At 49.3% G+C, this 23,891-nt stretch carries 24 protein-coding genes and 1 pseudogene; 12 read left to right on the top strand and 13 right to left on the bottom strand.

What is annotated here, in order from left to right:
* Window positions 1-10: 10 nt before the first annotated feature.
* From J7619_RS10005 to J7619_RS10020, 4 genes and pseudogenes are all read left to right on the top strand, one after another.
* On the top strand, window positions 11-700 hold the full coding sequence (locus tag J7619_RS10005; protein WP_291197509.1) for a DUF3823 domain-containing protein: 690 nt from the start codon (window positions 11-13) through the stop codon (window positions 698-700).
* Window positions 701-818: 118 nt separating this feature from the next.
* The gene (locus J7619_RS10010; protein ID WP_291197511.1) at window positions 819-2,126 is read left to right on the top strand and encodes a glycoside hydrolase family 71/99-like protein; all 1,308 of its coding nucleotides are present in this window, start codon (window positions 819-821) and stop codon (window positions 2,124-2,126) included.
* Between the two features lie 188 nt (window positions 2,127-2,314).
* Window positions 2,315-3,369: pseudogene (locus tag J7619_RS10015) on the top strand (YhcG family protein).
* A gap of 108 nt (window positions 3,370-3,477) precedes the next feature.
* The gene (locus tag J7619_RS10020; RefSeq protein WP_291197513.1) at window positions 3,478-5,049 is read left to right on the top strand and encodes a M81 family metallopeptidase; all 1,572 of its coding nucleotides are present in this window, start codon (window positions 3,478-3,480) and stop codon (window positions 5,047-5,049) included.
* 79 nt (window positions 5,050-5,128) lie between these two features.
* Here J7619_RS10020 and J7619_RS10025 read toward each other — a convergent pair whose 3' ends face one another.
* From J7619_RS10025 to J7619_RS10035, 3 genes are all read right to left on the bottom strand, one after another.
* Window positions 5,129-5,824, bottom strand: coding sequence for an aspartate/glutamate racemase family protein (locus tag J7619_RS10025; RefSeq protein WP_291197515.1), 696 nt, complete (start codon window positions 5,822-5,824; stop codon window positions 5,129-5,131).
* 29 nt (window positions 5,825-5,853) lie between these two features.
* Window positions 5,854-6,261 carry a DUF6157 family protein gene (locus J7619_RS10030; RefSeq protein ID WP_291197517.1) on the bottom strand — a complete coding sequence of 136 codons (408 nt, stop codon included), beginning with the start codon at window positions 6,259-6,261 and terminating at the stop codon, window positions 5,854-5,856.
* Window positions 6,262-6,349: 88 nt separating this feature from the next.
* Complete coding sequence (locus tag J7619_RS10035; RefSeq protein ID WP_291197519.1) at window positions 6,350-6,736, bottom strand: helix-turn-helix domain-containing protein; 387 nt, start codon at window positions 6,734-6,736, stop codon at window positions 6,350-6,352.
* A gap of 78 nt (window positions 6,737-6,814) precedes the next feature.
* On the opposite strand from J7619_RS10035, the gene J7619_RS10040 reads away from it, so the two are divergent.
* Window positions 6,815-7,705, top strand: coding sequence for an SDR family oxidoreductase (locus J7619_RS10040; protein ID WP_291197521.1), 891 nt, complete (start codon window positions 6,815-6,817; stop codon window positions 7,703-7,705).
* A 99-nt stretch (window positions 7,706-7,804) separates the two neighbouring features.
* Here the strand turns inward: J7619_RS10040 and J7619_RS10045 are convergent, their stop codons facing one another.
* Genes J7619_RS10045 through J7619_RS10055 form a run of 3 tightly spaced genes read right to left on the bottom strand, consistent with a single transcriptional unit; the run spans window position 7,805 to window position 10,018 of the window.
* On the bottom strand, window positions 7,805-8,017 hold the full coding sequence (locus tag J7619_RS10045; RefSeq protein WP_291197523.1) for a hypothetical protein: 213 nt from the start codon (window positions 8,015-8,017) through the stop codon (window positions 7,805-7,807).
* 44 nt (window positions 8,018-8,061) lie between these two features.
* Window positions 8,062-8,826 (bottom strand): methyltransferase domain-containing protein, encoded by a 765-nt coding sequence (locus J7619_RS10050; RefSeq protein ID WP_291197525.1) that lies wholly within the window; start codon window positions 8,824-8,826, stop codon window positions 8,062-8,064.
* Window positions 8,827-8,833: 7 nt separating this feature from the next.
* Window positions 8,834-10,018: an ATP-binding protein gene (locus J7619_RS10055; protein ID WP_291197527.1), complete on the bottom strand. Its 1,185-nt coding sequence runs from the start codon at window positions 10,016-10,018 to the stop codon at window positions 8,834-8,836.
* Between the two features lie 218 nt (window positions 10,019-10,236).
* On the opposite strand from J7619_RS10055, the gene J7619_RS10060 reads away from it, so the two are divergent.
* Window positions 10,237-11,706, top strand: a complete 1,470-nt coding sequence (locus tag J7619_RS10060) for a BNR-4 repeat-containing protein (RefSeq protein ID WP_291197529.1) — start codon at window positions 10,237-10,239, stop codon at window positions 11,704-11,706.
* Window positions 11,707-11,770: 64 nt separating this feature from the next.
* Here J7619_RS10060 and J7619_RS10065 read toward each other — a convergent pair whose 3' ends face one another.
* Entirely contained in the window at window positions 11,771-12,232 is a 462-nt protein-coding gene (locus tag J7619_RS10065) for a glycine zipper family protein (RefSeq protein ID WP_291197531.1), read from the bottom strand.
* A 175-nt stretch (window positions 12,233-12,407) separates the two neighbouring features.
* Between J7619_RS10065 and J7619_RS10070 the strand changes: the two genes are divergently transcribed.
* Window positions 12,408-13,775 (top strand): alpha/beta hydrolase, encoded by a 1,368-nt coding sequence (locus J7619_RS10070; RefSeq protein WP_291197533.1) that lies wholly within the window; start codon window positions 12,408-12,410, stop codon window positions 13,773-13,775.
* Between the two features lie 131 nt (window positions 13,776-13,906).
* Here the strand turns inward: J7619_RS10070 and J7619_RS10075 are convergent, their stop codons facing one another.
* The 3 genes from J7619_RS10075 to J7619_RS10085 all read right to left on the bottom strand — a co-directional run bounded on the left by J7619_RS10075 (window position 13,907) and on the right by J7619_RS10085 (window position 15,892).
* Window positions 13,907-14,545, bottom strand: coding sequence for a hypothetical protein (locus tag J7619_RS10075; RefSeq protein WP_291197535.1), 639 nt, complete (start codon window positions 14,543-14,545; stop codon window positions 13,907-13,909).
* 100 nt (window positions 14,546-14,645) lie between these two features.
* Window positions 14,646-15,098 (bottom strand): SRPBCC family protein, encoded by a 453-nt coding sequence (locus J7619_RS10080; RefSeq protein WP_291197537.1) that lies wholly within the window; start codon window positions 15,096-15,098, stop codon window positions 14,646-14,648.
* A gap of 2 nt (window positions 15,099-15,100) precedes the next feature.
* Complete coding sequence (locus tag J7619_RS10085) at window positions 15,101-15,892, bottom strand: hypothetical protein (protein WP_291197539.1); 792 nt, start codon at window positions 15,890-15,892, stop codon at window positions 15,101-15,103.
* A gap of 138 nt (window positions 15,893-16,030) precedes the next feature.
* Between J7619_RS10085 and J7619_RS10090 the strand changes: the two genes are divergently transcribed.
* Window positions 16,031-16,786, top strand: a complete 756-nt coding sequence (locus J7619_RS10090) for an MBL fold metallo-hydrolase (RefSeq protein WP_291197541.1) — start codon at window positions 16,031-16,033, stop codon at window positions 16,784-16,786.
* A 179-nt stretch (window positions 16,787-16,965) separates the two neighbouring features.
* The gene (locus J7619_RS10095) at window positions 16,966-17,211 is read left to right on the top strand and encodes a type II toxin-antitoxin system ParD family antitoxin (protein ID WP_291197543.1); all 246 of its coding nucleotides are present in this window, start codon (window positions 16,966-16,968) and stop codon (window positions 17,209-17,211) included.
* 95 nt (window positions 17,212-17,306) lie between these two features.
* Here J7619_RS10095 and J7619_RS10100 read toward each other — a convergent pair whose 3' ends face one another.
* Both J7619_RS10100 and J7619_RS10105 read right to left on the bottom strand, forming a co-directional pair.
* The gene (locus J7619_RS10100) at window positions 17,307-17,831 is read right to left on the bottom strand and encodes a PsbP-related protein (protein WP_291197545.1); all 525 of its coding nucleotides are present in this window, start codon (window positions 17,829-17,831) and stop codon (window positions 17,307-17,309) included.
* Between the two features lie 75 nt (window positions 17,832-17,906).
* Window positions 17,907-18,146, bottom strand: coding sequence for a SymE family type I addiction module toxin (locus J7619_RS10105; RefSeq protein WP_291197547.1), 240 nt, complete (start codon window positions 18,144-18,146; stop codon window positions 17,907-17,909).
* A gap of 404 nt (window positions 18,147-18,550) precedes the next feature.
* Here J7619_RS10105 and J7619_RS10110 point away from each other — a divergent pair, with 404 nt between their 5' ends.
* The 3 genes from J7619_RS10110 (at window position 18,551) to J7619_RS10120 (ending at window position 21,490) form a co-directional block, all read left to right on the top strand.
* On the top strand, window positions 18,551-19,372 hold the full coding sequence (locus J7619_RS10110) for a HipA family kinase (RefSeq protein WP_291197549.1): 822 nt from the start codon (window positions 18,551-18,553) through the stop codon (window positions 19,370-19,372).
* Window positions 19,369-20,199, top strand: a complete 831-nt coding sequence (locus J7619_RS10115) for a DUF3037 domain-containing protein (RefSeq protein ID WP_291197551.1) — start codon at window positions 19,369-19,371, stop codon at window positions 20,197-20,199. The genes J7619_RS10110 and J7619_RS10115 overlap by 4 nt, the downstream gene beginning before the upstream one ends.
* Before the next feature lie 133 nt (window positions 20,200-20,332).
* A complete protein-coding gene (locus J7619_RS10120; protein ID WP_291197553.1) occupies window positions 20,333-21,490 on the top strand; it encodes a hypothetical protein in 1,158 nt (385 codons plus the stop codon).
* A gap of 59 nt (window positions 21,491-21,549) precedes the next feature.
* On the opposite strand, the gene J7619_RS10125 is transcribed toward J7619_RS10120, so the two are convergent.
* The gene (locus J7619_RS10125) at window positions 21,550-23,790 is read right to left on the bottom strand and encodes a M28 family metallopeptidase (protein WP_291197555.1); all 2,241 of its coding nucleotides are present in this window, start codon (window positions 23,788-23,790) and stop codon (window positions 21,550-21,552) included.
* Between the last annotated feature and the right edge of the window lie 101 nt (window positions 23,791-23,891).

The following is a 23,891-nucleotide window of genomic DNA, read 5'->3' on the forward strand; positions in this document are numbered from 1 at the left end:
CACATTGACAATGAAACAGATATTCACTTCCCTTCTCGCCCTGCTGCTCCTTTTCGGCACAGCAGCGTGCAGCGTCGACAACTACCCTGCCCCTGATTCGCAATTGTACGGGACATTCCTCGACGCCGATACCAATGAACCCGTCGAGCAGGATATTATCCGCGGCAGTACCATCGAATTCATCGAGCACGGTTATGCCTCGCAAACCAAGCAGACCATGATCGTCAAGAACGATGGCAGTTACCGCAACAACCTGATCTTCGCGAATACGTATACGATCACGCCTGTACGTGGGAATTTTGTCCCGATTGCCTCACAGGAAGTGACTATCAAAGGCGAAACGAAGCTGGACTTCAAGGTACAGCCTTATATTCGTGTAAAGGAAGCCAGCATTGAAAAAGTGGGAACGAAGGTCATTGCCAAATTCAAATTGCAGCAAACCGTGATGAATAATGTGAGGAAGATTGGCTTGTATGCGCACCCGGAGCCGTCCGTGGGCGAGCCCATGCGCGTGGCGCTCGCGGAGCAGGAGATCAACGGCGCCATCGACCCGAACAAGGTTTATCAGCTGGAAATTGACCTACCTTCGAATAGTAACGTGCTGAAAACCGGCAACCCATACTTCTTCCGCGCAGGCGCCATTATCGATGCCCCCGAGTCGAAGTTTAATTACGCCAAAGCGGTTAGGGTTGCATTGTAATGAAAAAGCCGTAGGCCATAGGCTCTAAGCTATACGCTTTCAGTAATGGCTTGCGGCTGTAAATATTCTGGATAAAAACATAAGCTTACAACATATAGCTTAAAGCTTACAGCTTCTTATGAACTTACCTAAACTCCTATTTTGCCTATCCATCATCTCGTTGGGCTGCAAGGGCAGCGATGAAAATCCGAGAACCGACGATCCCAAACCCGTCGAGGAAGTCAAATACGACGAATCGCATTCGTTGTTTAAAAGCTACAAAGGCCTGGTCATGGCCGGGTATCAGGGCTGGTTTACTGCGGAAGGCGATGGCGCCGGCCGCGGCTGGCATCATTATCAGAAAGCCGGCAAGTTCGAACCGGGTTTCGCTTCCATTGATTTCTGGCCGGACGTGACCGAATATGCCAAAACCTACAACACTGCATTCCAATATGCCAATGGCGACCCCGCCAAAGTGTACAGCCCCTATGATGAGGAAAGCGTGGATCTGCATTTCAAATGGATGAAGGAACACAGAATCGACGGCGTATATATGCAAAGGTTCGTCTCGGAAGTAAAAGGTGAAAGCGGCAAGCGGCACTTCAATAAAGTGCTGGCCAATGCACTGAAAGCATCCAAAAAGTACGGCCGGGCGATCAGCATTATGTACGATCTCAGTGGCTCCACTTCCGCGGATATGGATTTCATCGTGAAGGATTGGGAAGAACTGCAACAGCAATTCAAACTGTTCGACGGACAGGAAAACCCAACCTACCTCAGGCACAACGGACGGCCACTGCTGGCCATCTGGGGTGTGGGTTTCAACGACGGCCGGAAATACACCATTGCCGACATTCAGATATTGATGGAGAAAATAAAGGGTCCTTCCAAAAAAGCTTCTATTTTACTCGGCGTCCCCTACTATTGGCGGGAACTCGGCCGCGATACAGAAAACTCGCCGTTGCTGCATACGGTCATCAAGCAGGCCGATATTATCATGCCCTGGGCCGTGGGCCGTTACAACGCCTCTACCTACCTGAGTGTAGCCGGCGCCAACCTCCCCGCAGACATTACCTGGTGCAAAACGAATAAAATCGACTATGCGCCGCTTGTTTTCCCAGGTTTCAGTTGGGGTAACCTGAAAAACGACAAATTACTCTACAACCAAATTCCGCGCAACAAGGGCGAATTCCTTTGGCAACAAATCGCCGGCGCCAAAATGTCCGGTGCCGAAGCACTGTACGTCGCCATGTTCGATGAAGTGGATGAAGGCACCGCCATTTTCAAAACGCGCAAAGAAGGCGATACACCCCTGAATGCAGATGGGAAATTCGTAGGTATCGAGCCCGACCTCCCTTCCGATTACTACCTGTGGCTGGTAGGGCAAGGGGCCGAATGGTTTCATGGAAAAAGTGGATATGGAAGCGCGAAACCGACTCGTAAGTGATTGATAATTTGTGCAAGGGGTCCTTGCACAAATTAAATATTTACAGTTTCAGTAAAGCGGTTTCTACAAAGGAATAACACGTTTGTACCTTTTGCTAAACAGATTTGGCTACCTGATAAAAAATTTCCAGGCAATCAATAGTGACGGATAGATTTACACTAGTTCGCAACTCATCTGGCACTCATTCTATGTTTTTGGAAAATGTATTTCTCAGGTATGACGATTTTCTTCACAAAATCAAGTCAGAAATCAGGCTTGCAAGATTTAAGGCTAATGTGGCTGCCAATTCCGCGTTGTTGGACGTCTATTGGCAAATAGGCTGGTGGATTCTACATCAGCAAAACAAGTCCCGCTGGGGCTCTAAAGTTATAGACAAGCTTTCCCGCGACCTACGCAAAGAATTCCCTGATATGCAGGGCCTTTCGACCCGGAATCTTAAATACATGCGTCAATTCGCGCTCGCCTACCCTGACCCCCAATTTGTGCAAGGAGTCCTTGCACAAATTTCGTGGTACCATCATATTACGCTTTTGAACAAAGTAAAAAACGACACCGAACGGCTGTTTTACATTGGCGAAGCACACAAAAATGGTTGGTCACGGGATGTTATGGTCGCCCAAATTGACTCGTTTTATTATCAACGGAAAGGCAAGGCCATAACGAATTTCAGTTCGGCGCTCTCTTCTCCCCAATCGGATCTCGCCCAGCAAATGACGAAGGACCCGTACATATTCGACTTTCTGGCTCTCACAGACCAATGCCAGGAAAAGGAACTTGAAGATGCTCTCACCGATCACGTTATGAAATTTCTTCTTGAATTAGGTGCGGGGTTTGCATTTGTTGGAAAGCAGTATCACATTGAGGTTGATGATCAGGAATTTTATATAGATTTATTGTTCTACCACTTAAAACTGCGATGTTATGTTGTGGTAGAATTAAAAAAGGCAAGTTTACGCCCGAATATGCCGGCAAGCTTAATTTTTACCTCGGAGTAGTCGACGACAAATTAAAAACAAGTCTCGATGAGCCCAGCATAGGATTATTGATTTGCCAGGATAAAAATGGCGTGATAGCAGAGTATTCGTTGCGTGACCTTTCCAAACCAATCGGTATTTCAGAATTTCAGCTAACGGAGGCTATTCCTAAAAATCTCAAGGCATCACTGCCATCTATCAAGACGATTGAACAAGAAATTAATAAACCCAAACGCCGCGCACGGAAACTGCCTGAACAAGGTGGCTGATTTGTGCAAGAAGTCCTTGCACAAATTCCGCACATCATCCGATTTCGCCAATTTTCATTATGTTTAAACAAAATAGAGGCCCTAAGCCTGTTTGTTAAAATAAAATATATGAAAATTACACTTTCCCTGATCGTTTCTTTCCTTTTGGCAGGCATACAGACTTTATGCTTTGCGGACGGAGAAAAAAAATCCAAAGCATTGCCCCGCATCGCCATCGCCGGGCTCGGTATCGAGTCGAGCACGTTCTCGCCGGCCCGCACGGAGGAGCCTGCGTTCAAAGCCAAGTACGGCGAGCAGATTTTCACATCGTACCCGTTTATGGCTGCCGATTCCAATCTCAGAAAACGGGCTGAATGGCTGCCAGCACTGGTAGGCAAATCGCTGCCGGGTGGAATGGTGACACGCGCTGCCTATGAGTCGCTGGTGAAACAAACGCTGGAACTTTTGAAGAAGAACGGCCCGTATGACGGTCTGTATTTCGATATTCACGGCGCGATGAGCGTCGAAGGTTTGGATGATCCCGAAGGCGACCTCATCACGCGCATCCGCGAAGTGATCGGCAAAAAAGTGCTTGTATCCACTTGCATGGATTTGCACGGCAACGTCTCGTGGCGACTGGCACAGCACACCGACCTCATTACCTGCTACCGTATGGCCCCTCATGAAGATGCCATGGAGTCCAAGCGCCGGGCGGTTGCGAACTTGCTTTCCCGCCTCGAAAGCGGCAAAGGCAAGCCTGCTTACAAAGCGTGGATCCCCGTGCCGATCCTGCTTCCGGGAGAGAAAACGAGCACACGCATTGAGCCCGGGAAGTCGCTTTATGCCAAAGTCGCACCGGCCTCGGTGCAACCAGGCGTGATCGATGCCGCTATGTGGGTTGGTTATGCGTGGGCCGACGAACCACGTAACCACGCGGTGGTGATGGTTACCGGCGACGACAAAGCCAAAGTGACCGAAAGTGCCGAAATGCTTGCAAAAAGCTTCTGGGACGTGCGCAGGGAATTCGCATTTGTAGCACCTACCGACGACCTGAAAGGCGCATTGAATAAGGCCCTCGCCAGCAATAAACATCCGTTCTTTATCAGCGATTCGGGCGACAATCCTACCGCAGGCGGTGCAGGTGATGTAACCTGGACGATCACCGAAATCCTCAAACGCCCGGAATTCCGGAATGAAAATGGTCCGTCATTGATTTACGCCTCCATTCCCGGCCCCGAATTGGTGGAAGCAGCCGTGAAAGCGGGTGTAGGAGGCAAAATAGATGCATTTGCAGGTGCCAGGGTAGATGCACGTTTCGCGCCGCCGGTGCATTTGGTGGGAACAGTGGAAGCGATCCACCATGGCGACATTAATGCTGAAACTGAGGTAGTCGTGAAAGTGGGCAGCGTGCGGGTGATCGTGACTAAAAAACGCAAACCTTATCACAAAGAGGCCGATTTCACGAGACTCGGCCTGAACCCGCGCAAGTCGGATATTGTGGTTGTTAAAATTGGTTACCTGGAACCCGAGTTATATAACATGCGTGCCGACTGGATCCTGTCGCTCACGCCGGGTGGCGTCGATCAGGATTTGGAGCGGCTGCCTTACAAACGGATCAAACGCCCGATGTTCCCGCTCGACAAAAACATGAAAGAACCGGATCTGAAAGCAAAATTGGTGCCATCTTCGGACGCGTTGTAAACCCATTTAAAACACCAAAGCCGGCTGATCCGATAAGGATCCTGGCTTTGGTGTTGCTCAAAAGCATTTAAACCCACAGTCATTCCGACAATGCAAATGCTACCGCGGCATCGGAATGGATACGGGTAGTGTCGAAAACCGGCACAGTCACATCGTCCTGACTGATGATCATCGGTATTTCCGTGCACCCCAGGATAATTCCTTCGGCTCCCCGGGCAATAAGTTCATCTATTATCGCAAGATAGCCTTGCTTTGTTTCCTCCCTGATGATGCCCTTTCCCAGTTCGTCCCTCAGTGTGTTTTGTATGAAATCACGATTTTCCTGCGTGGCCGGTACGATCGGCTCAATGCCCAGTCCTGTCAGTTTGTCTTTATAGAAATCCATTTCCATGGTAAACTTCGTACCGAGCAGGCCAACTTTCCTTAGCCCCGCTTTTTGGATAGCCTCGGCAGTAGCAGTTACGATGTGAATGATTGGCAGATCAATTTCAGTTTCCAAACGGTCGGCCACAGCATGGGCGGTGTTCGCACAGAGTACAATGGCCTCGGCCCCCGCTCTTTTGAGGTTTTTACATGCGGATAGCAAAATCTGAAAGGTATCGTCCCACTTGCCGGCCGTGTTGTTGCTTACGAACGCATTGAAATTCACCGAGTAAATAACACATTCGGCATAGTTCAACCCGCCGAGTTTCTCATTGACACTTTCATTGATAAAACGGTAATAATCGACGGTCGAGACCCAGCTCATGCCGCCTACAAGGCCTAACTTTTTCATTCATTTTAATGGATGTGGATACAAAAATGCTACCGCTTCGACTTCATGGCTTTCACCGTTTGCAATTCCTCCTTCAATTTCTTGTATTCAGGACTGTCGCACGCGTACAGCGCGATCTTTCCGTCTTTGTCGTTATGAACACCCCAGCCGTAGCGCTTGGTGAGTGGTGAGGCGCGCATGCAGGCCTGGCCTCTCGAAAAGAATTGCTTTCTCGCCTCCTCCAATTCATTCTCCGTCAGATCCTTCCGTTCCGCAAAAACACTGAACAACACGTCATCCGAGGTGAATTTGTAGGGATTTTTGCTGATCATCTCAAACTGGATACCGGCGACAGTTTTGGCATCGCCCTTCATCGGCGGCACTTCGCCTCCAGCCGCCGGGCAGTCGTCGGCGACTTCGATGAATGTATTTTCGTAGTTGGTGGTATGGACTTTCATGACTGAACTAAGTTTGCCGCAAAATAATGCCTCTGGTGACAACTGTATGTCAGCAGGCTAATCAAATACATCAAAAGTTTGCCTGCTGTTACGCCACCATTTCCGTAGTTAGCGGCACACGACTTCTTTTCATGTCCCTGTAAGCCCATTCAGCCATCGCATTGATCACCGATTCCAATTCCCGGCCTCCCTCCGTGAGCGTGTAGGTCACATACGGCGGCACCACCGGCTTGGCTTCCCGAATGAGCAAACGGTCGTTTTCCAGCTGCTTCAAATGCTGGATCAGCATCTTTTCGGTGATATGGGGCATTGCCTTCTTAATCTCGCTGTAACGCTTGCTTCCCGCCAACAGGTGGTACAAAATAATCGGCTTCCAATGCCCACCGATCTTGTTCATCACATACGTAACCGGACATTCCTGCATTACAATTTCGCGGTTCGCATTGTAAGTCGAGTTTTCCTTGATTTTAGTCATACATACTCTCGGGTAAGTACTTGTCAAAAAGTAAGTACAAATATAGTTTTGTCCCGTCAAAAAACAATTCGAAAAGACATGAAATACATCATCACGGGGTCGCTCGGTAATATTAGCCTGCCTGTTACCCAAAATCTGGTAAAAGCTGGTCATGAAGTAGTTGTCATCAGCAGCAATACGGATAAGAAAGAACAAATCGAAAGCCTCGGTGCACAAGCCGCTATTGGTTCGGTGCAAGACCTGGCTTTTCTGGAAACCGCATTCAAAGGTGGCGATGTAGCCTACCTCATGATACCTTCCGATTTCTCCGTTGCCGACTATGCTGCATTCCAGTTGGAAGTGGCTGACAAGTACCTGAAAGCCATTCAGTCCGCAGGCGTTACGCGCATCGTGCTCTTGAGCAGCCTGGGCGCACACCTGCGTAAGGGCGCGGGACCGATCGATGCTTTGGGTTATCTGGAAGAAAAACTAGCTCAAATCCCGGGTTTACGGGTAAAAATCCTCCGTCCCTCCTACTTTTTCAATAATCTGTACGCACAAATCGGCCTGATCAAAAATGCGGGCATTGCCGGCAGCAACTTTGGCGGCACCGAAGAAAAGCTCGTCCTGGTCGACACCGACGACATCGCCAAAGTCGCTACTGAGCAACTTCTCGCGCCATTCACCGAAGCCCAAACCATCACCTACATTTCCAGCGACGAGCGCCACCCGTCCGAAATTGCGGCGGTATTGGGGGCAGCCGTCGGCAAAGAGGGCGCGCCATGGGTCATCTTTTCCGACGAGGACGCCTATAACGGAATGCTCCAGGCCGGTCTCAACGAAAGCTTCGCCGGCCTGTACCGCGACATGGGACAAGCGCTGCAAAACGGCAAAATGCAGGAAGATTACTGGAAAAATAGCGGAGAAATAAAGGGCACCTTCAAACTGGAAGACTTCGCGAAGCGGTTTGCGGGGGCGTATCAGGCTTAAAACTCATGTATGGCCGGTCGCATTGGCCCTTATACTGTTATATTCCGAGGAAGTTTGTCAAAGTTTTGATCTGTGTTCGGCCAATTTGTTCTTTGCGGTTTATCCGGCATATCGCTTCGCCCTTTCTGATTCGACTTCGGCGGTTATTTCTTCAAGCGTCGGAGTTGAGTCAGAATTGGAACGAAGCTTTTTTAAAACGAAGGCAAAACCACTTTCATCTGGGTTTTGAATGGAAATCAATTCCATTTCTTCCAGGTCTCGCAAGAGTTTGGCGGCTTTGGGATCCAATATGTTGATCAGTAGCGTGTCCATATTCAAATTTACAAAAAAAGATCGCCAATCTTTCACTCGTTAGTTTAAAACTGCGCTGCCATCAATATCCTCTTAAATGGATAAAAAACAGGCATTTTTGGAAAATACTGATGTAGTAACACCCTGTAATCATTCCGAAACCGACTTTTTAAATGCTCGGGTAACCGTTCCAGATATGGTATCAGTGCTGTACCGGAAACCCAGGTAAGCAACGCCTCCACATCATCCAGCACCAGCGGATATATTTTCTCAAAAACCTGCATCGATTTGCTGCCGTTTTCAAATAGGATTTCCGCATAGCGATTGATTTCGAGCACGGGGGAAACGCGGTTCCAACCCTGGTAAATATCAGCATAAGGTTCCCACGTGCCCAATTCTTCGAGCAGCTGATTCGTCAGGTTATGATGCTGGGCCGGCATTTGTACCAGCAGCTGACCGCCAGGCTTTATTTTGGTAATGATCCGGGGAAACAGCGTTTCGTGGTCCGGTACCCATTGCAGGGCCGCATTGGAGAGTACAACATCCCATTGCTGCTGCTTTTTCAGCTGATCTTCGATGGAAATGCATTCAAAACGGAGCACGCCTCCTCCGGTTTTCACTGATTTATCGAGCATTTCCCGTGACGAATCGACACCCAGAACATGCGAACCGGGCAGCGCTTCGGCCAGCAGGGCGGTAAGTTCACCAGTGCCGCAGCCCAGATCAATCACGTTCAGGTCGGGTTGCACTTTCAACAGAGCCAGCAAGTCGTAAAACGGTGCCGAGCGTTCGCTTTTGAAACGGTTATAGGTATCCGGATTCCAGGCCATTTTAATGCTATATTTTCAAATTGATCAATTCAGTAACCATTTCCGCCAGCGGAATAACCGTGACGTTTTGGGCAATTGGAAACCTTTCCTTACCCGGGTACACCAAAAATCGCTTTTCAGCCCCGATATCCTCACAGCCCAGGTAAAAACCTTTCGATAACGAGGGAGAAAGCGATCTTTTGATTTCTATCGCATAGCGCTCGTTCGCCCCCCGTTCCAGCACAAGGTCGATCTCCGCACCGGCAGACGTGCGATAGTACCACGGTGTCATACCCAATGGCAGCACCGCCATCAGGTTTTCGATCACAAACCCCTCCCAGCTGTTGCCCGATACCGGGTGTCCCAGCAGATCGTCGAAGGTTGCAAGATTGAGCAGCGCATGCGTGAGTCCACTGTCGCGGATGTATACCTTGGGCGTTTTCACGAGGCGCTTGCCCACATTGCCCGACCACGGCCGTAATGTACGGATCAGAAAAAGGTCTTCCAGCAATTCTACGTAACGTTTTACCGTCGGCAATGCAATGTCCAGACTCGAACTCAACTGAGCCGTGTTCAACTGTCCGCCCTGATGGTGCGCCAGCATGGTCCAAAGCCGTCGGAGCAGGACCGTCGGGATGCGTGGCCCGAATTGCGGAATGTCCCGTTCCAGATAGGTATTAATGAAATTGAGCCGCCAGCGAAAGCTATTCAGATCATTTTTGGAAAGAAAACTATCCGGAAAACCACCGCGTAACCACAATTTATCCTGGGCACGCGGGCTCGTCTCTTCAATTTCATTGATCACAAACCCCGACAGCTCCCGGTAAGCGATCCTTCCTGCCAGCGTCTCCGACGATTGCCTTAGCAGGTCGAGTGATGCCGATCCCAGGATCAGAAATTGCCGGGTTCGAAGGCCTTCCTTTCTCCGCCGGTCAATAACGCCGCGGAGCACCGGGAAAAGTCCGGGAACCCGATGAACTTCATCAAGAATAATGAGATTACCTTTATGTGCCTCGAAATAGGCTTCGGGGTCATCTAATTTGGCCAGATCAGTTGGGTTTTCCAGGTCGAGATAAATGGGCTTCGGGTCGAGCGATTCCGCCACGAGTTCGGCCAACGTAGTTTTGCCGATCTGGCGCGGCCCCAGCACACCCACAGCCGGAAAGTTATCCAGTAATTCGTCGATTTCTTCCTTTGCTATCCGTGGTATCATCCTTGCAATTATAACATCTGGTGTTAGATTTACAAGGTAAAAATAAGGATTTACTGCGGGTTTCACAAACACTTTACCTTGTAATTATAACACTTAGTATTAGATTTACAAGGTACAATATGGGAATGGAATTTCTAATACGTACTGGTTATCAGTAATAAACCATCACAGACAGGCTTTACTTAAATAATGTAATCACCAGTTACACCGCCCGCCCTATGACCCCCGCAAAACAAAACCGCCTGCCGTTAAGACAATTCCTGACCCTCCTGACATTCATTACATTCCTGACCACATGTACGACACTCGCCCAGGACGATCGTTTCGCAGAAGCGGAAATCATTATGAAAAGGGCCAACGGCTTCCGGGGGATCTGGTACAGGAACCAGCCTTCGAATGACGAATATGTGTACAAATACAGCGGCGGGCTCGCGGTTTACCCGGCCAATCACCGCCCGTTCGCCATTTATGCGAGGCAGGTAGATAAGACATTCTTCTGTTTTGGTGGCACCGACAGCGCCAATTCCGCCCTGTTGCACAATGTCTCTTACTTCGATCACCGAACCGGCAAAGTAGCCAACCCGCTAACGATTCTGGACAAAAAAACGACCGACGCACATGATAACCCGGTGATTTCCATCGACGATCGCGGTCATATCTGGACTTTCTCGACCTCGCATGGCATTTCGCGACCTTCCTACATTCATAGAAGCAAAAAGCCTTATGATATCAGTGATTTCAAACGGGTTAACGCCACGGAACTGGTCGATGGAAAGCCGCAGCCGTTTACCAACTTCTCCTATTTCCAGGTATATCCGGTAAAAGGGAGAGGATTCATTGCCCTTTTTACCAAATACAACAAAGCCGGCCAGCGCGTAATCGGGTACAATACGACGGCCGATGGTGTGCATTGGAATGAATGGAAAGTGCTCGCACATATCGAGGAAGGGCATTACCAGATCAGCACGGAGCGAAATGGAAAAATCGGTGTCGCATTTGACTGTCATCCCAAAGGCAAAGGACTGAATTATCGCACCAACCTGCATTACCTCGAAACATCGGATTTTGGCAAAACCTGGCAGAACATCGGACACGACACCGTGCAACTGCCCTTAACCAGCCGGCAGAACCCCGCTACCGTTCATGACTACGCGAATGAAAAGCGGAATTGCTACCTGCTCGACATCACGTTCGACCAGCACAACAAACCGGCGATCCTCGTCATTGCCAGCAAAGGTTACGAAGCCGGCCCGGCCAACGGTCCGCGTGAATGGACGTTGTTCCGCCCCGGTAATCAGGGTTGGGAGCACCACATTGTGACGACGTCCGATAACAATTACGATATGGGTTCTGTTTACCACATTTCCGGAAACAGCTGGCGGGTCGTAGGGCCTACCTACGACGGACCGCAGGCCTACAATCCGGGCGGGGAAGTGGCCATGTGGCGGAGCGACGACGGCGGCGTGAATTGGGCTTTGGAAAGGCGCCTTACCCGGAACAGCCCGATGAACCACTCCTACGTGCGTAGGCCTGCGCACGCGCAAGATGGTTTTTACGCAATCTGGGCCGATGGCCATGGTCGGAAACCATCGGAATCGTTCATTTACTTTTCCAATGCCAATGGCGACGTATACCGGTTACCGAGACAGGGCAAAGCAGCAATGCTGGTACCGGAACCCTTGAAATGAGCAGGCACAAAAAAATTGCCGGCCTTACGACCGGCAATCCGAATCTATATAGCGTATGTGATTATTATTGCTGTTGCTGACGTTTCTTCTTCACGGAGTGGTCGACAATCGCGCCTGTACCAGCCCCCACGCCCGCGCCAATTACCGTACCGATCAGCGCACCTTCTACATGCTTCTTGTTCACGATCGCGCCCGTAATGGCACCCGTGCCCGCTCCTACCAGTGCGCCTTTGGCCGTATGGCTCCATTTCTTTTTAGCCGGGGCCGATGCGGCAGCCGGTGCGCTTGCAACGGCCTGAGTGTGGTTTGTTGCCTCATTTTTCTCAAGATCTTCCCACTTTTCTGCTTCCTTGCGTTGCGCTTGCAAAGCATTCATTGAATCTATGATGGCTTGTTTTTCCATGACCACACGCATGGAGTCAATGGTTTTTTGTTGTGATTTCAAGAGTGCTTCCTGCTTGTCTGACTGCGTGTTACAAGCTACCATTACTGAGGCAGCGAATAACATCGAAATAACAGCTTTCATCTTTGGTGTTTGGATGGTTATACCCATATTTCAGCCAAAACTATGCCAAACATGCCACTCCGGGCAATTATTTGCGCATTTGCCCCACAGCCTACCGGTAAATAACAAACGATTGAGTAGATCAGGGATAGTAGCTAACTTGTAGAACTACCTCGATTCTTAAACACCACCGCTCATGGAAGGTATAATCAACGACGACCTCGATCAGCAATCGCAGCGGCCCGGGCTAAACGGCCCGCGACCGTTTTTCACGAAAGGCACGAAAGTGACCGTCACCCGGGCGGAAAATGACGGACGTACCGTTTGGTACATTACCGCCGACGGAACGAAAGTGATCGGGAACAAAGTGGAACTCGACGCCTATTCCGGCTTGTCAACCAATGACAAAGCCCATTTCTTCATCTGTTACCGGGCCAGCAAAGCCGGCATTCCGGTGATCGATATGGCTGATGCCCCTAGCAAGCTCTCATTCGCCAACCTTCCGCCCTCGCCCAACCTTCCTTTCAGGGTAAATGAGCTGTTTCCCGAGGTATTTGCAACAGGTGTAACGCAGGCTGCCGCCAAGCTCCCTGAGTCGCGAAAACACGTTTTTGTATACATTCATGGCTTCGACTGGGAACCCGGCCTGAAACTGGACCTCGTACCGCAATTTGTACAGAGCTATTTCGCCCACCCCGATAATACCGTCGCCAATGTGCTTTACTTCGGCTGGCCATCGTACGGCTGGCGCAAGAAGGCCGACGACCGTTCGATCGGCTACGGAGAGCAGTTTACCAGAAACGGTTTGTTCGAATACTTTGAAGTACTCTCTCGAAAGCTGAAAGAAGCCGGAAAAACGCTGAACCTGGTGGTGCACTCATTCGGACATCAGCTGCTGAACGGCATGATCAACCCCGGCGAAGGCCACAGTATCCCGACCGGCATTTTCGAGAACATATTCCTCATGGCCTCGGATGTGACGCACCTGGCCGTTCAAAAAGGTGGCGTGCAACTGAGAAACATGCGGAGGAAGTTCAGAGGACCGCATTTTCACTACAACTACGCCCCGCTGAAACAGCTCGGCAAGCACGTCCATATTTACTACGACCCGAGTGATTACCTGTTGTACGTCAGTTCCAAACAGTTCAACCTCAACGCAAATACCGCGGAGTTCAATCCGCGTCCCGACGCCGATGGCCTCACCACCGATTTCCGGAACCTGGGCACCTACGGCGACCAGATTTTCAAAAATGACCCCAGCATCGAACTCGAAGAAGGTTTCAATTTCTATAATGTACTGGATATCATCAAAGAAAGCACCGGCCCGGATGCCGACCCGCTGTTTTATCCTTTTCTGGAAAATACCGACGCCGCTATGGCCAAAGCACAAACCGGCGATTATAGCGGCATTAACCTGCTGAAAACATTCTGGGACAGGCATTACCTCATGACCCATCACGCGTACCTGTTCAGTTGCAGGCCCGTGGTCGCTCACGTGCTGCAAAGGCTCGCAGGCGTACCCGTGGAACCGTCTGTGAGCGAGGAAGAAGCGCCTATGGTATAGGAGGTTTAACGTCACACTGAGCGGACCGCCGGGCGGTCGAAGCAACTGTCAGCCTGAGCGGAGTCGAAGGCCTTCATAGCAACGGCCTTCGACTCCGCTCAGGCTGACAGTCAAAATACGTTGAGCGCAAGTCACCGCTGTACAGGCAACCAAACCTCCCTCGTCGCCTCCTTACCGGACGATAACTCGACCAGCGACAGTAAATATTCATTTTCAGGCTGTCCACTTTCCTTTACCAGATGCTGAAACGCCGCTTGCGCTGCCGGGAAGGCCGCTGTGAGATCGAGTTTCCATGCGCCGTTTTCTTTGTTGAACTCAAATGCGAGTGGCGTCTTTTGGCCGCGCACCAGCAATTCGCCCGACGCGAAATTGCCATTCACCTTCACCACGCCCACCTCGTTGTTGATCACCGAACTCTTTCCTACCATGCCCATTTTAATCGCCGTTACCAGCAATTGCCTGCCATTCGTGGTCATAATCTCCTCTTTCGGAATACGGTGACGAACGATCAGGACCATGAGCTTATCCATCAAAGAAAGCCCATCGACTTTCAACGAATCTGCGGTCTTCACTTTTTCAAGGATATCGCCGTAATAGTTGATTGTCTTCGTATCAACCAGTCCGGCAGCCTCCTCGCCCTTGTCATTCAGGATCGCTGACTTATAGTCTTCAAATGTTTTCCTGACTTGCTTTTCCTCCGTTTGCTGCGCGGTAGTCAGCAGCGGCATCAGGAAGAGGCCCAGGAAATTAATGCGAATAAAAGTCTTCATTGTGTAGTTGGGAATTGAAAAAAATTGTGTAGTTGGGAATTGAAAAAAAAGGACGCGAAGATAGCCCGATTGCATTAAAAAAGTGACCTTCGAAAAAACGTTAAGCTCTTTCCAGCATCTGTTTTAAATGCAAATTCCTCTTCTGCAAGAACTTTCTCATGTATTTCTCCAAATACAACTTGTCGAAAAGATCACCTAAAACACCCAACGGCATTTCATACCGAAATATGTCGGTCATGATTGTAGCTCCATTTTCTTCCACAAAATGATGCTCGTGCAGCATGCTTTTAAAAGCGCCTTTGACCATTCTGTCTTCAAAAAATGTTGGCCTCGACATTCGGACAATCTCAACCGTAAGCCGCTGCCTGACGCCCAAATGTTTTGCCTCCCAGGTCACTACGTCGCCCGCTTCAAACAAGCCGGACATGCGACCCGCCACCACCTTCTCACGCGTGCCAGCCGTGGACGACAAATGCGCGTCAACACTTCGCGCTGCGTCGAAACAGGCATCTATCGGTGCGTGAATCAGTGTCGTTAAATGGATCGTTGCCATGTCTAGTTCAAATGCTTCAATACGTTACCATCCCAAATGCCTTTGTAAGTCTCATTCAATCCTTCGATTTCAATGCGGAACGTGTGATCCTTCTCATTGTATCGGGACTTAATGACGTTATCGCTCTCGTCCAGGAACTCGTTACCGTAATAAAATGGAAGTTCCTCGCTCACGAAGCGCGTTTTGATACCGCCATTTTGCATATCAAAAATCGCGATGTGGAAATGCTCGGGATAGCCTTTATCGGCGTACATTTCGTAGCCTGTGTCTTGCGATGCCACCATGAAAAGCTGTTTGTGATACATCAAAGGGTAGCGGTAATCGAAGGTGTGCGGCCGAAAATCGGTGTAATAGCGCTTGCCGTCAATGAGCACGGAATACCAAAGATCGAACGTGAAACTTTCCTGGCCATTTACTTTTTGACTATAAACCTGGTTATGAAAAATCGTATCCACGATCGCCAGTGACGGGTTCACCAGTTTACCGGCAATATCGTCAGGCTCAGTCTTTTTCATCGATTTAAACAGCAAAATACCGCCCGGCCGGGGACAGATGAGCGCCAGATCGGGGTCGGGTTTTTGCACGAATGTCTGCGCCGGAATCTCCGTTTTCACCTCCGCGAGCGCCTTCGCGTCCGTACTCGCGGGTGTGTAGGAGCCGTTTTGGATATTAAAATTGAATGGCGCCACAACGAATTGCTGCGCCGACGCGTGAAATGTACCCGCGACGAGGACAGAAATCAGGCAGCATACAAACTGCGCAATCCGGGCAACCGTTGGGTGATGAAAAGTCATTCCATTTCGCTTTAAACAATGCGGCTGCAAGCTAAACAAGTATGGCACTTCGCTATTAAAAAGCGATGAAAAAATCCCCGAAAACTTGCTTGCGGGCCGGCAAAGCCTAAATTTGATTTCTCTAAAAACAAACAAAACATGAAAACGACTTTCACCTTTTTGCTCCTGTTCGCAGTCTCGCTTTGCTGGGCGCAGCTTCCCAAACCCGATGAAATTGCCACCTCCAAAGGTCCGCTCAAAATCCAGCCGCTCAACCACGCCACGCTCGCGCTCACGTGGAACGGCAAAACCATCTACGCCGACCCCTACCAGGCCCCTAAAACCTTCGTAGGCATCGCCAAACCCGACCTGATCGTGATCACCGACATCCACGGCGACCATTTCGACCCGGCTTCCCTCGACGCCCTCGACCTGACCAACACCGTGATCGTTGCGCCCCAAGCCGTCGTCGACAAAATGTCCGACGCCCTGAAAGCCAAAACGACCGTCCTCGCCAACGGCGCCAACACCGAAAAGCTCGGCATCTCCATCACCGCCATCCCGATGTACAACCTGCCCGAAACCGCCGACTCGCGCCACACCAAAGGCCGTGGCAACGGCTACGTCCTCAAAATGGGCGGCAAGTCCGTCTACCTCAGCGGGGATACCTCCGGCGTGCCGGAAATGAAGGCTTTGAAGAATATCGATGTGGCATTTGTATGCATGAATTTGCCTTATACGATGGATATTAATGAGGCCGCTGCCACCGTGCTGACATTCAAGCCGAAGGTTGTTTACCCCTACCACTATCGCGGCCAGAAGGGGTTTAGTGATACCGAGGCGTTTAAGAAGTTGGTGAATGAGAAGGATAAGGGGATTGATGTGCGGGTGAGGGATTGGTATACGGTGAAGTGACGTCGTGCATATGCTTCGACTGCGCTCAGCATGACAAATGCGTTATGTCAGTCTGAGCGCAGTCGAAGACAGTCCATACCAAGCAATGTTTCCTCCCTTCGATCAACGGAGGGATTTGTTGTGCGCAATGTTACCAATTTTTGGTACTTTTAATAAATTAGCTACTCAGCAAATTGATCATGACTAAAAACACATCTATTTCCATCGGCCCTCATTTTGACACATTTATCCAGAATCAGATCGAAACGGGCCGCTATGCCTCTACCAGCGAGGTTGTAAGGGCCGGCTTGCGTTTGCTCGAAAAAGAAGAAGAGAAACTGAAACTTTTACGGCAGGCTCTGATAGAAGGCGAGCAAAGCGGTTGGATTGAAGATTTCGATCCGGAAGCATTTAAAGCCCGCATGCGCACTAAACGAAAATCATAAATGGGGACATTTCGGCTAAGCCGTCGAGCAGCATCAGACTTGGAGGATATCTGTGACATACGATCGGAGGCGGACTATCGAAGGTCTCACACCCCTTACTTCATGGAAAGCGCCCCCAACATCTTCTCCGCAGTCTCCCGGTACCCCTCAAACTTCGACACTTCACTTGTGAAAGTCGCCAGATAAGCCATATCGTTTTTGATAAAACATACGGCCAGCACTTTCAATTTAAATGTCCCCTGTGAAAATTCGTAAGACAGCCGGTATTCCTCGCGCCCATTGCTATTCATGACCTTGGACTCCAACAGCTTCCCATCGCTGAACATTGCTTTGATCTGCTGCTCAGATATTTCCTTGTATTTTTGAATATCAATTTGATGGCCAGCCAGGTTTTGGATCATCACATTCAGATTATCGCTGAATTTATCTTCAGGGCCTTCTAACGGAGAGAAAAAGAACACTTTGGTATTCATCGTACCCGACGTATCCACGCGCCAGTCGGAAGGATATGAAATTGTAAAATCGCTTCTCGAAAACCCTTTAAAATCATCGCGAACCAACGATTGCCCATTTACGGAGCAAACAATCAGGCGGAAAACAAGCGGTAGTAAAATCTTCATAAATCGACACGATATTTTTCCGCATAATAGCATTAAATATCTATTTGGCGGCATTTTCCACCTCCAATTTCCTCGTCACCGCCTCCGCACCGTCGCTGGCTCCGGCTCCTCCACTGGGTTAAGAGTAATCTCCAATTTATTGCCTAAACATTTCACGGTCACTTCGTCGCCGCATTCGAAGCCGGCTTCTTGAAGCCATTTGCCACAGAGGCGGATTTCGGGAATGAGGGCGTACTTGTATACACGTGGGAGGTATTTACTGTAAACTGTGAGACCACGTTCAGTGGGGGCGGGAGATATTTTTCTGTGTGGCATAGTTTGTAATTTTTGCTTTGCAATGTTAGCACAGAAAAAGATGAAAAGAAAAACCAAAAAACAACCAACAATCTGACATACAGAATCTTGCAAAACAAAATATGATGTAATATGCCAATTAATTTACATGAAATGCTAAACAATTGTCATTTCATGCACATTAAATTGAATTGAAAAAAGTGGAAAAAACTTAAAGTCTGTACACAAACCTACTTTGGAGACGCTGTACGACATTTCCGTGTACTTGAAGGTGGATATTAGGGAGTTGTTGGTGAGTACCAAAGAATAGATGGCGATACCACCTTTCACACTCAATCCGCCGTTTAATCATTGACAAATAATAAGTTAGTAAGCAATTTGAAAAATCAACTTTTCAATAGCAAAACCCTTCAACCTGCTATTGAATGTCAAAAATCACAGACGAAAACTATTTGATCAAAACAGTTCACGCGACTGAATGGCTCGATGTTCTTGCTACGGGAACCACCGAACCGATGTTGGTTTTAGCGCTGGAGACGGAAAGCGGAGACCGCGATAGTTATGTAATCAAGCCATTCGGTCATCCAAGAATCTACCAGCAAGCCGTGAGGAAGGAATGCCTGGGTGCGTGGATTGCCTTGGAACTGGGACTGAATACATTCGAACCGGTTTACATCGAAGTCAGCTCAGCTTTTACCGATACTCTTCTCGGAAATCCACATCATAAGCGATTTACCGATAGCATCGGCCTCAACTTTGGCACCAAATATGTTCCCGGAACCATTCCAGTAGTTGGCCAAAACTGCCTTTCGAGAATTCAGGTTTCCCAAGCAGAACAAGTCACGTCGTTTGATTTGTTTATTTCCAACGCGGACAGGCGTGAAGAAAAACCGAATCTCTTAACAGTTCAGTCCGATCTCTACGTGTTTGATCACGAACTTGCATTTGATTTTATGCTAATGCTCTCCTTCAATCGAAATCCACGGCCTTGGGAACTCGGCGAAACGGAGCTAACAATGCTCCGAAGGCATTTTCTTTATCCAAAACTGAGGGGAACGCAGATTCAAATCCACGACTTCATCGAACGGCTTGAGCGCCTTGGCGACAAATTCTGGACAAAAGCATCTAACTTACTCCCAACAGCTTGGTTTTCAGACGACTTGATCACTATTAAAAACCATCTTGCGTTGATCATCGAGAATAGGACTATCTTTGCTAGGCAGCTGACACAGGCAATTTTGGCATGAAAAAGTATCAATATCAAATCATCCGATATCTTCACGACCGCGTTACCGGCGAGTTCATCAACGTCGGCGTGATTGTATACTCGCCTGAATATCAACACCTAGATTGCAAGATCATAACCAAATACGGGAGAATCACCTCTTTCTTTCCGGGCGCGGATGGCAAGGCAATTCTAAAATCCCTCCGCCATTTCGAGAAAGAAGTTATTCGAACAAAGCAGCTATTCTCGGAGCTTCTCCCAGTCTCGGAGGATTTAGCGGAACTCACGCGAAAAATCTTCCCGGACGACGACAGCTCATTGACTTTGACCGATGTAAAAAAGGGAGTCGATTTGGACTTCAATAAAGCGCTTGCCGACCTTTATCGCCTACTAGTCACCAAATGGCAAAATGAAGCTGACGAATCCGCGACCAGTGACGCCGACCTTTGGAAGAAAAAATACAAGAAGTATTTCGATGAATACGGGATCACGGCTAAGCTGACTGAACACGAGGTTGAGACCAAATATGACAGCTTTCAGTTTGACAAGGCTTGGAAAAACGAGATTTGGCATTGTTATCTGCCGGTTTCGTTTGACTTACAAAATGTAGAAAATATCAGAAGTAAGGTTTACAAGTGGGCTGGAAAGCTTGCAGAATTGGCGACGGCGAGCGAATTTATTGACGTTACCTTGCTGACATCCATTCCCAAAAGGCATTTGGAATTGAGTGGTTTCATTCAGGAAAAACTGACTTTGAACTCGGCTGAGATTACCGTTAAATTGGTATCTGAGGCAGACGCTGAGCGGTTTGCTAAGGATTTGTGTAGGGAGATAGCTGAGCATCAATAATAAAGGCTTAGACTTTAAAACCTGATTATTACACTTTTATACTCGCTTTTTCGTCATAAGTACCATTATAAATTATTAGGGTTGTTTGTACATTCAAACCTAAGCAATGACTAGTAATCAATCAGAGTAAATAATGGAAAAGTTATTCGACGACAAAATCCGGAATGACGACCGCTATTCCGGGCATTTAGAAAAATCATATGATTTTTATGACACTACTGCTAAGCCAGAATTTGTCGCAATTCGCGACATGCTTAACGATTGGTTTTCCAGATACCCCGAAACAGATAAGCGACAACTAAAACGAGACTTCTACTCCCATCAATTTGATTCAGCCTTTTTCGAGCTATTCATACATGAGCTCTTCTATCAGCAAGGATTCTCATTAACTCCGCACCCAACACTTCCTAATTCCACAAAAAATCCGGATTTCCTTGCAAGAAAAGGTGATTTTGAAATATACCTAGAAGCCAAAGTTGCCACGGATAAAAGTAATGATCAACGCACACTGGAAAACAAGCGTGGTGCAATTTATGATGAGCTCCAAAAATTAGTCAGCGTAAACTATCTTGTTGAAATTGAAGATATCGTATTTAAAAGTGATAAACAGGCTAAACTTTCAAAATTGAGGAAGTATTTTCAAAAATGGTTGGATGCCTGCCACGCTTCGCAACATCCGCAATACAACGATTACGACGAACATGGCGACGAATGTTTTTCATACGACGATGAAGATATTAAGATTTCGCTTAGAGCTCACGCAGGAATCATCATGGATGACCATCCTATTGCAAGTTATTTAGGAGGAAGCTTTTGTGGTGGGTGTGAAGAAGCTTTGGCAGGAGCGATAAGAGAAAAAGGTGCCAAGTATGGACAGTTGGACAGACCTTACATTGTCTGTGTTAACATGATAGGCGTCCGACATCCGCGTACTGACGAAATTTACAATACGCTTTTGGGCCTCCGCCGGCACTTTACAGATACACACAATTATCAAAACGCGCCATTTTCGATTGAAATGGATGGTGTACTAAAAAATCCCACGGGGCCCATCTTTACGCAAGTGTCGGCATTCTTCATTACACAAGTTTTTCCATCGAACCTACATGCGGCGAAACATTGGCTAATCGAACATCCTGCCACAAAAAATAAGATTGATTTAGGTAAACTCGACCTGACCAATCACAATGAATCCAGTGTTAGGACTAAAAAGTCGATAAAAGAAATATTATATCCATACACAGCAAGGCCACAGTCTGATGTGGCTCGAAAAGACGATAGGTCGTTCTAAAATGTCAACTTTGACTGAGGCACTCTTAACCGAGAACGCCTCAGTCAAAATTCAAACGGCTATTTAATACTGGTAGCCCGCTCAACCTCCCCCACAAACCCCTCCAAAACCCCACTAACCCTCAAAATCCCCTCCTCAGCCTCCTTCCAATTCTTCTGCTCAATTGCCTCCCGGATCATCGGCAAAGTCTTCACGCCATACCCCGTATAAAAGCCCGGCGCATAAATCTGATGCCGGTACCACGGCCGCCTAGGCAAGCCATCTGCATGAATCAGCTTCCTTTCAGTTTTATACAATATCTCATTCAACTCCTTCAACTTATCCGCGGGCAAAGCAGAGAATTTCGAAGAAGCCAAGGCAAATGCTTTGGCGCTGTTTTCAAGGGCAACTAATGCATTATCCAACGGTGCGAAGTTCAAATAGGGAGCGACCGACAACGCGACGGGCTTCACGAAAGGGTCTTTCGGGTCGGCGGCGGCTTCGAAGCGGGATTCGGCGAGCATTTTGTTGTGGTCCTCGGCTTTGGTGCGGGCGTTTTCGAGCTCTTTCTTTACCTCCGAGGCGTATTGCTGCACGGTGTTGGCGAAGTTGGTGAAGTCGAAAGGCAGCACGTCGGCGTTCGCGAAACGCAGGACGGAGCGACCTAGGGTCTTGGCGAGGGTGACGCCGTAGGCAAAGTCGCCGTCTTTGAAACGGGTGTAATGGTCGTAGGAATCGAAAATGGAATGGTAGTCGCCGCCGGCGTCCTCGCCGCCATAGCCGACGTTGAGGGAGGCAATGCCGAGATGCTGAATGAACGGCGTATAGTCCGAACCGGAACCCAGCGCACTAATGCGCAGGTCGGCGCGGGTGCGTGCCTCCTGCCGGGCGGTCGGGCTCCCGTTCAGGATCATACGCGAGCGCAGGCGCTCGATCACGCTCGTGCCTTTTTCGGGGTCGGTCACGTCGCGGCCTACCTGGTTCAGGAACTTTTCGAGCGTATGCGACCCGCCCGCGCTCAGGTACCCGCGACCGTTTCCGTCGGAGTTGAGATACACCACGGCCTTATCCTTCAAAATGGACTGGTATTTCTCCACCCATTCCGTCGAACCGAGCAGCCCCGGCTCCTCACCGTCCCAGAAACAGTACACAATGGTCCGTTTGGGTTTCCAGCCGGTTTTGATCAGTTCGCCCAATGCGCGCGCCTCTTCCAGCTCGGCCACGGCCCCGCTCACCGGGTCGGCCGCGCCGAACACCCAGGCGTCGTGATGGTTGCCGCGGATCACCCATTGGTCGGGGAACTCGCTGCCTTTCAGCGTCGCGATCACATTGTAGCAAGGCACGATATCGAAGTTGAATTCCAGTTTCAAATGCACCTTCGCCGGGCCCGGCCCGACGTGGTAGGTGATCGGCAATGCGCCGCGCCAAGTCGCAGGCGCCACCTGACCGCCCAATGCTCTGAGCAGCGGCAATGCGTCGCCGTACGAAATCGGCAGCACCGGGATCTTCATCATCGCCGGGGCCTCCGCGACTGATAGCCGCGTATGCGTGGCGTCGGCCACGAAGCCGTTCGTCAGCGGATCGCCCGGCGCCAGCGGCAAATCCACCACCGACCCACGCTGCACGCCCGACTCGTTTTTAAATGCCCCTTTGGGATATACGTCGCCCTGGAAATAGCCATCCTCCTTCGGATCGGAATAAATAATGCACCCGATCGCCCCATGCTCGTACGCCACCTTCGGCTTGATCCCCCGCCACGAACCGCCATATTTGGCGATCACGATTTTGCCTTTCACATCCACACCCAGCTTCGCCAGCTCCTCATAATCGTCCGGCACGCCGTAATTCACAAAAACCAGCTCCGCCGTCACATCCCCATTGGCCGAAAACGCGTGGTAAGGCGGCAGCACATCCTTCGTCTGCGCCGATGTAGCGTCTTCTTTTAACGGCTTTTCCATTAAAGAAGCCTTGAATTTCGTAGGCTCCGTCAGTTCCAGAATGCGCACTTTGGGCGTCGGGAAAAGCACATGCACCGTATCCAGCCGCGCCTCGAAACCCCAGGAAGCCAGCTTATCGCGCAGAAAAAGCGCATTATTAAGGCCATAAGCCGAACCAAGCTGATGCGGGAAAGCCGTCATCCGCTTCATCCAGTCGCGCAGGTTGTTGGCCTGCAATTGCTTGTCGAAAGTCGCTTCGAGGTCCAGCTCCTTTTGGGCAGCATTGGCGCCAAAGCCGAGGAGCGGCTGCTGCGCTTGTGAAGGAATCACGGCCAGGCCGGAGAATAGGATGGGAAGTAATGTTTTTTTGAAAAGGTGTCGCATGGAGTGAAGTGATTGAATTTATTGGTGTTGGCTAAATATAGTAAACGAGAAGGAACAATACTTGGTGACACCGGATAATATACCACCATTACGGGAAGCAA

Origin of the sequence: Dyadobacter sp., assembly GCF_017744695.1 — a bacterium.
In the GTDB taxonomy this organism is placed as follows: Bacteria; Bacteroidota; Bacteroidia; order Cytophagales; family Spirosomataceae; genus Dyadobacter.

Bases quoted from the DNA above. Each gene is read 5' to 3' on its own strand.
- J7619_RS10045 (WP_291197523.1), bottom strand. From the start codon at position 8,017: ATGGACACGCTACTGATCAACATATTGGATCCCAAAGCCGCCAAACTC.
- J7619_RS10040 (WP_291197521.1), top strand. From the start codon at position 6,815: ATGAAATACATCATCACGGGGTCGCTCGGTAATATTAGCCTGCCTGTT.
- J7619_RS10060 (WP_291197529.1), top strand. From the start codon at position 10,237: ATGACCCCCGCAAAACAAAACCGCCTGCCGTTAAGACAATTCCTGACC.
- J7619_RS10050 (WP_291197525.1), bottom strand. From the start codon at position 8,826: ATGGCCTGGAATCCGGATACCTATAACCGTTTCAAAAGCGAACGCTCG.
- J7619_RS10080 (WP_291197537.1), bottom strand. From the start codon at position 15,098: ATGGCAACGATCCATTTAACGACACTGATTCACGCACCGATAGATGCC.
- J7619_RS10075 (WP_291197535.1), bottom strand. From the start codon at position 14,545: ATGAAGACTTTTATTCGCATTAATTTCCTGGGCCTCTTCCTGATGCCG.
- J7619_RS10105 (WP_291197547.1), bottom strand. From the start codon at position 18,146: ATGCCACACAGAAAAATATCTCCCGCCCCCACTGAACGTGGTCTCACA.
- J7619_RS10030 (WP_291197517.1), bottom strand. From the start codon at position 6,261: ATGAAAGTCCATACCACCAACTACGAAAATACATTCATCGAAGTCGCC.
- J7619_RS10010 (WP_291197511.1), top strand. From the start codon at position 819: ATGAACTTACCTAAACTCCTATTTTGCCTATCCATCATCTCGTTGGGC.
- J7619_RS10025 (WP_291197515.1), bottom strand. From the start codon at position 5,824: ATGAAAAAGTTAGGCCTTGTAGGCGGCATGAGCTGGGTCTCGACCGTC.
- J7619_RS10115 (WP_291197551.1), top strand. From the start codon at position 19,369: ATGAAAAAGTATCAATATCAAATCATCCGATATCTTCACGACCGCGTT.
- J7619_RS10085 (WP_291197539.1), bottom strand. From the start codon at position 15,892: ATGACTTTTCATCACCCAACGGTTGCCCGGATTGCGCAGTTTGTATGC.
- J7619_RS10125 (WP_291197555.1), bottom strand. From the start codon at position 23,790: ATGCGACACCTTTTCAAAAAAACATTACTTCCCATCCTATTCTCCGGC.
- J7619_RS10005 (WP_291197509.1), top strand. From the start codon at position 11: ATGAAACAGATATTCACTTCCCTTCTCGCCCTGCTGCTCCTTTTCGGC.
- J7619_RS10120 (WP_291197553.1), top strand. From the start codon at position 20,333: ATGGAAAAGTTATTCGACGACAAAATCCGGAATGACGACCGCTATTCC.
- J7619_RS10100 (WP_291197545.1), bottom strand. From the start codon at position 17,831: ATGAAGATTTTACTACCGCTTGTTTTCCGCCTGATTGTTTGCTCCGTA.
- J7619_RS10020 (WP_291197513.1), top strand. From the start codon at position 3,478: ATGAAAATTACACTTTCCCTGATCGTTTCTTTCCTTTTGGCAGGCATA.
- J7619_RS10065 (WP_291197531.1), bottom strand. From the start codon at position 12,232: ATGAAAGCTGTTATTTCGATGTTATTCGCTGCCTCAGTAATGGTAGCT.
- J7619_RS10090 (WP_291197541.1), top strand. From the start codon at position 16,031: ATGAAAACGACTTTCACCTTTTTGCTCCTGTTCGCAGTCTCGCTTTGC.
- J7619_RS10035 (WP_291197519.1), bottom strand. From the start codon at position 6,736: ATGACTAAAATCAAGGAAAACTCGACTTACAATGCGAACCGCGAAATT.
- J7619_RS10110 (WP_291197549.1), top strand. From the start codon at position 18,551: ATGTCAAAAATCACAGACGAAAACTATTTGATCAAAACAGTTCACGCG.
- J7619_RS10095 (WP_291197543.1), top strand. From the start codon at position 16,966: ATGACTAAAAACACATCTATTTCCATCGGCCCTCATTTTGACACATTT.
- J7619_RS10055 (WP_291197527.1), bottom strand. From the start codon at position 10,018: ATGATACCACGGATAGCAAAGGAAGAAATCGACGAATTACTGGATAAC.
- J7619_RS10070 (WP_291197533.1), top strand. From the start codon at position 12,408: ATGGAAGGTATAATCAACGACGACCTCGATCAGCAATCGCAGCGGCCC.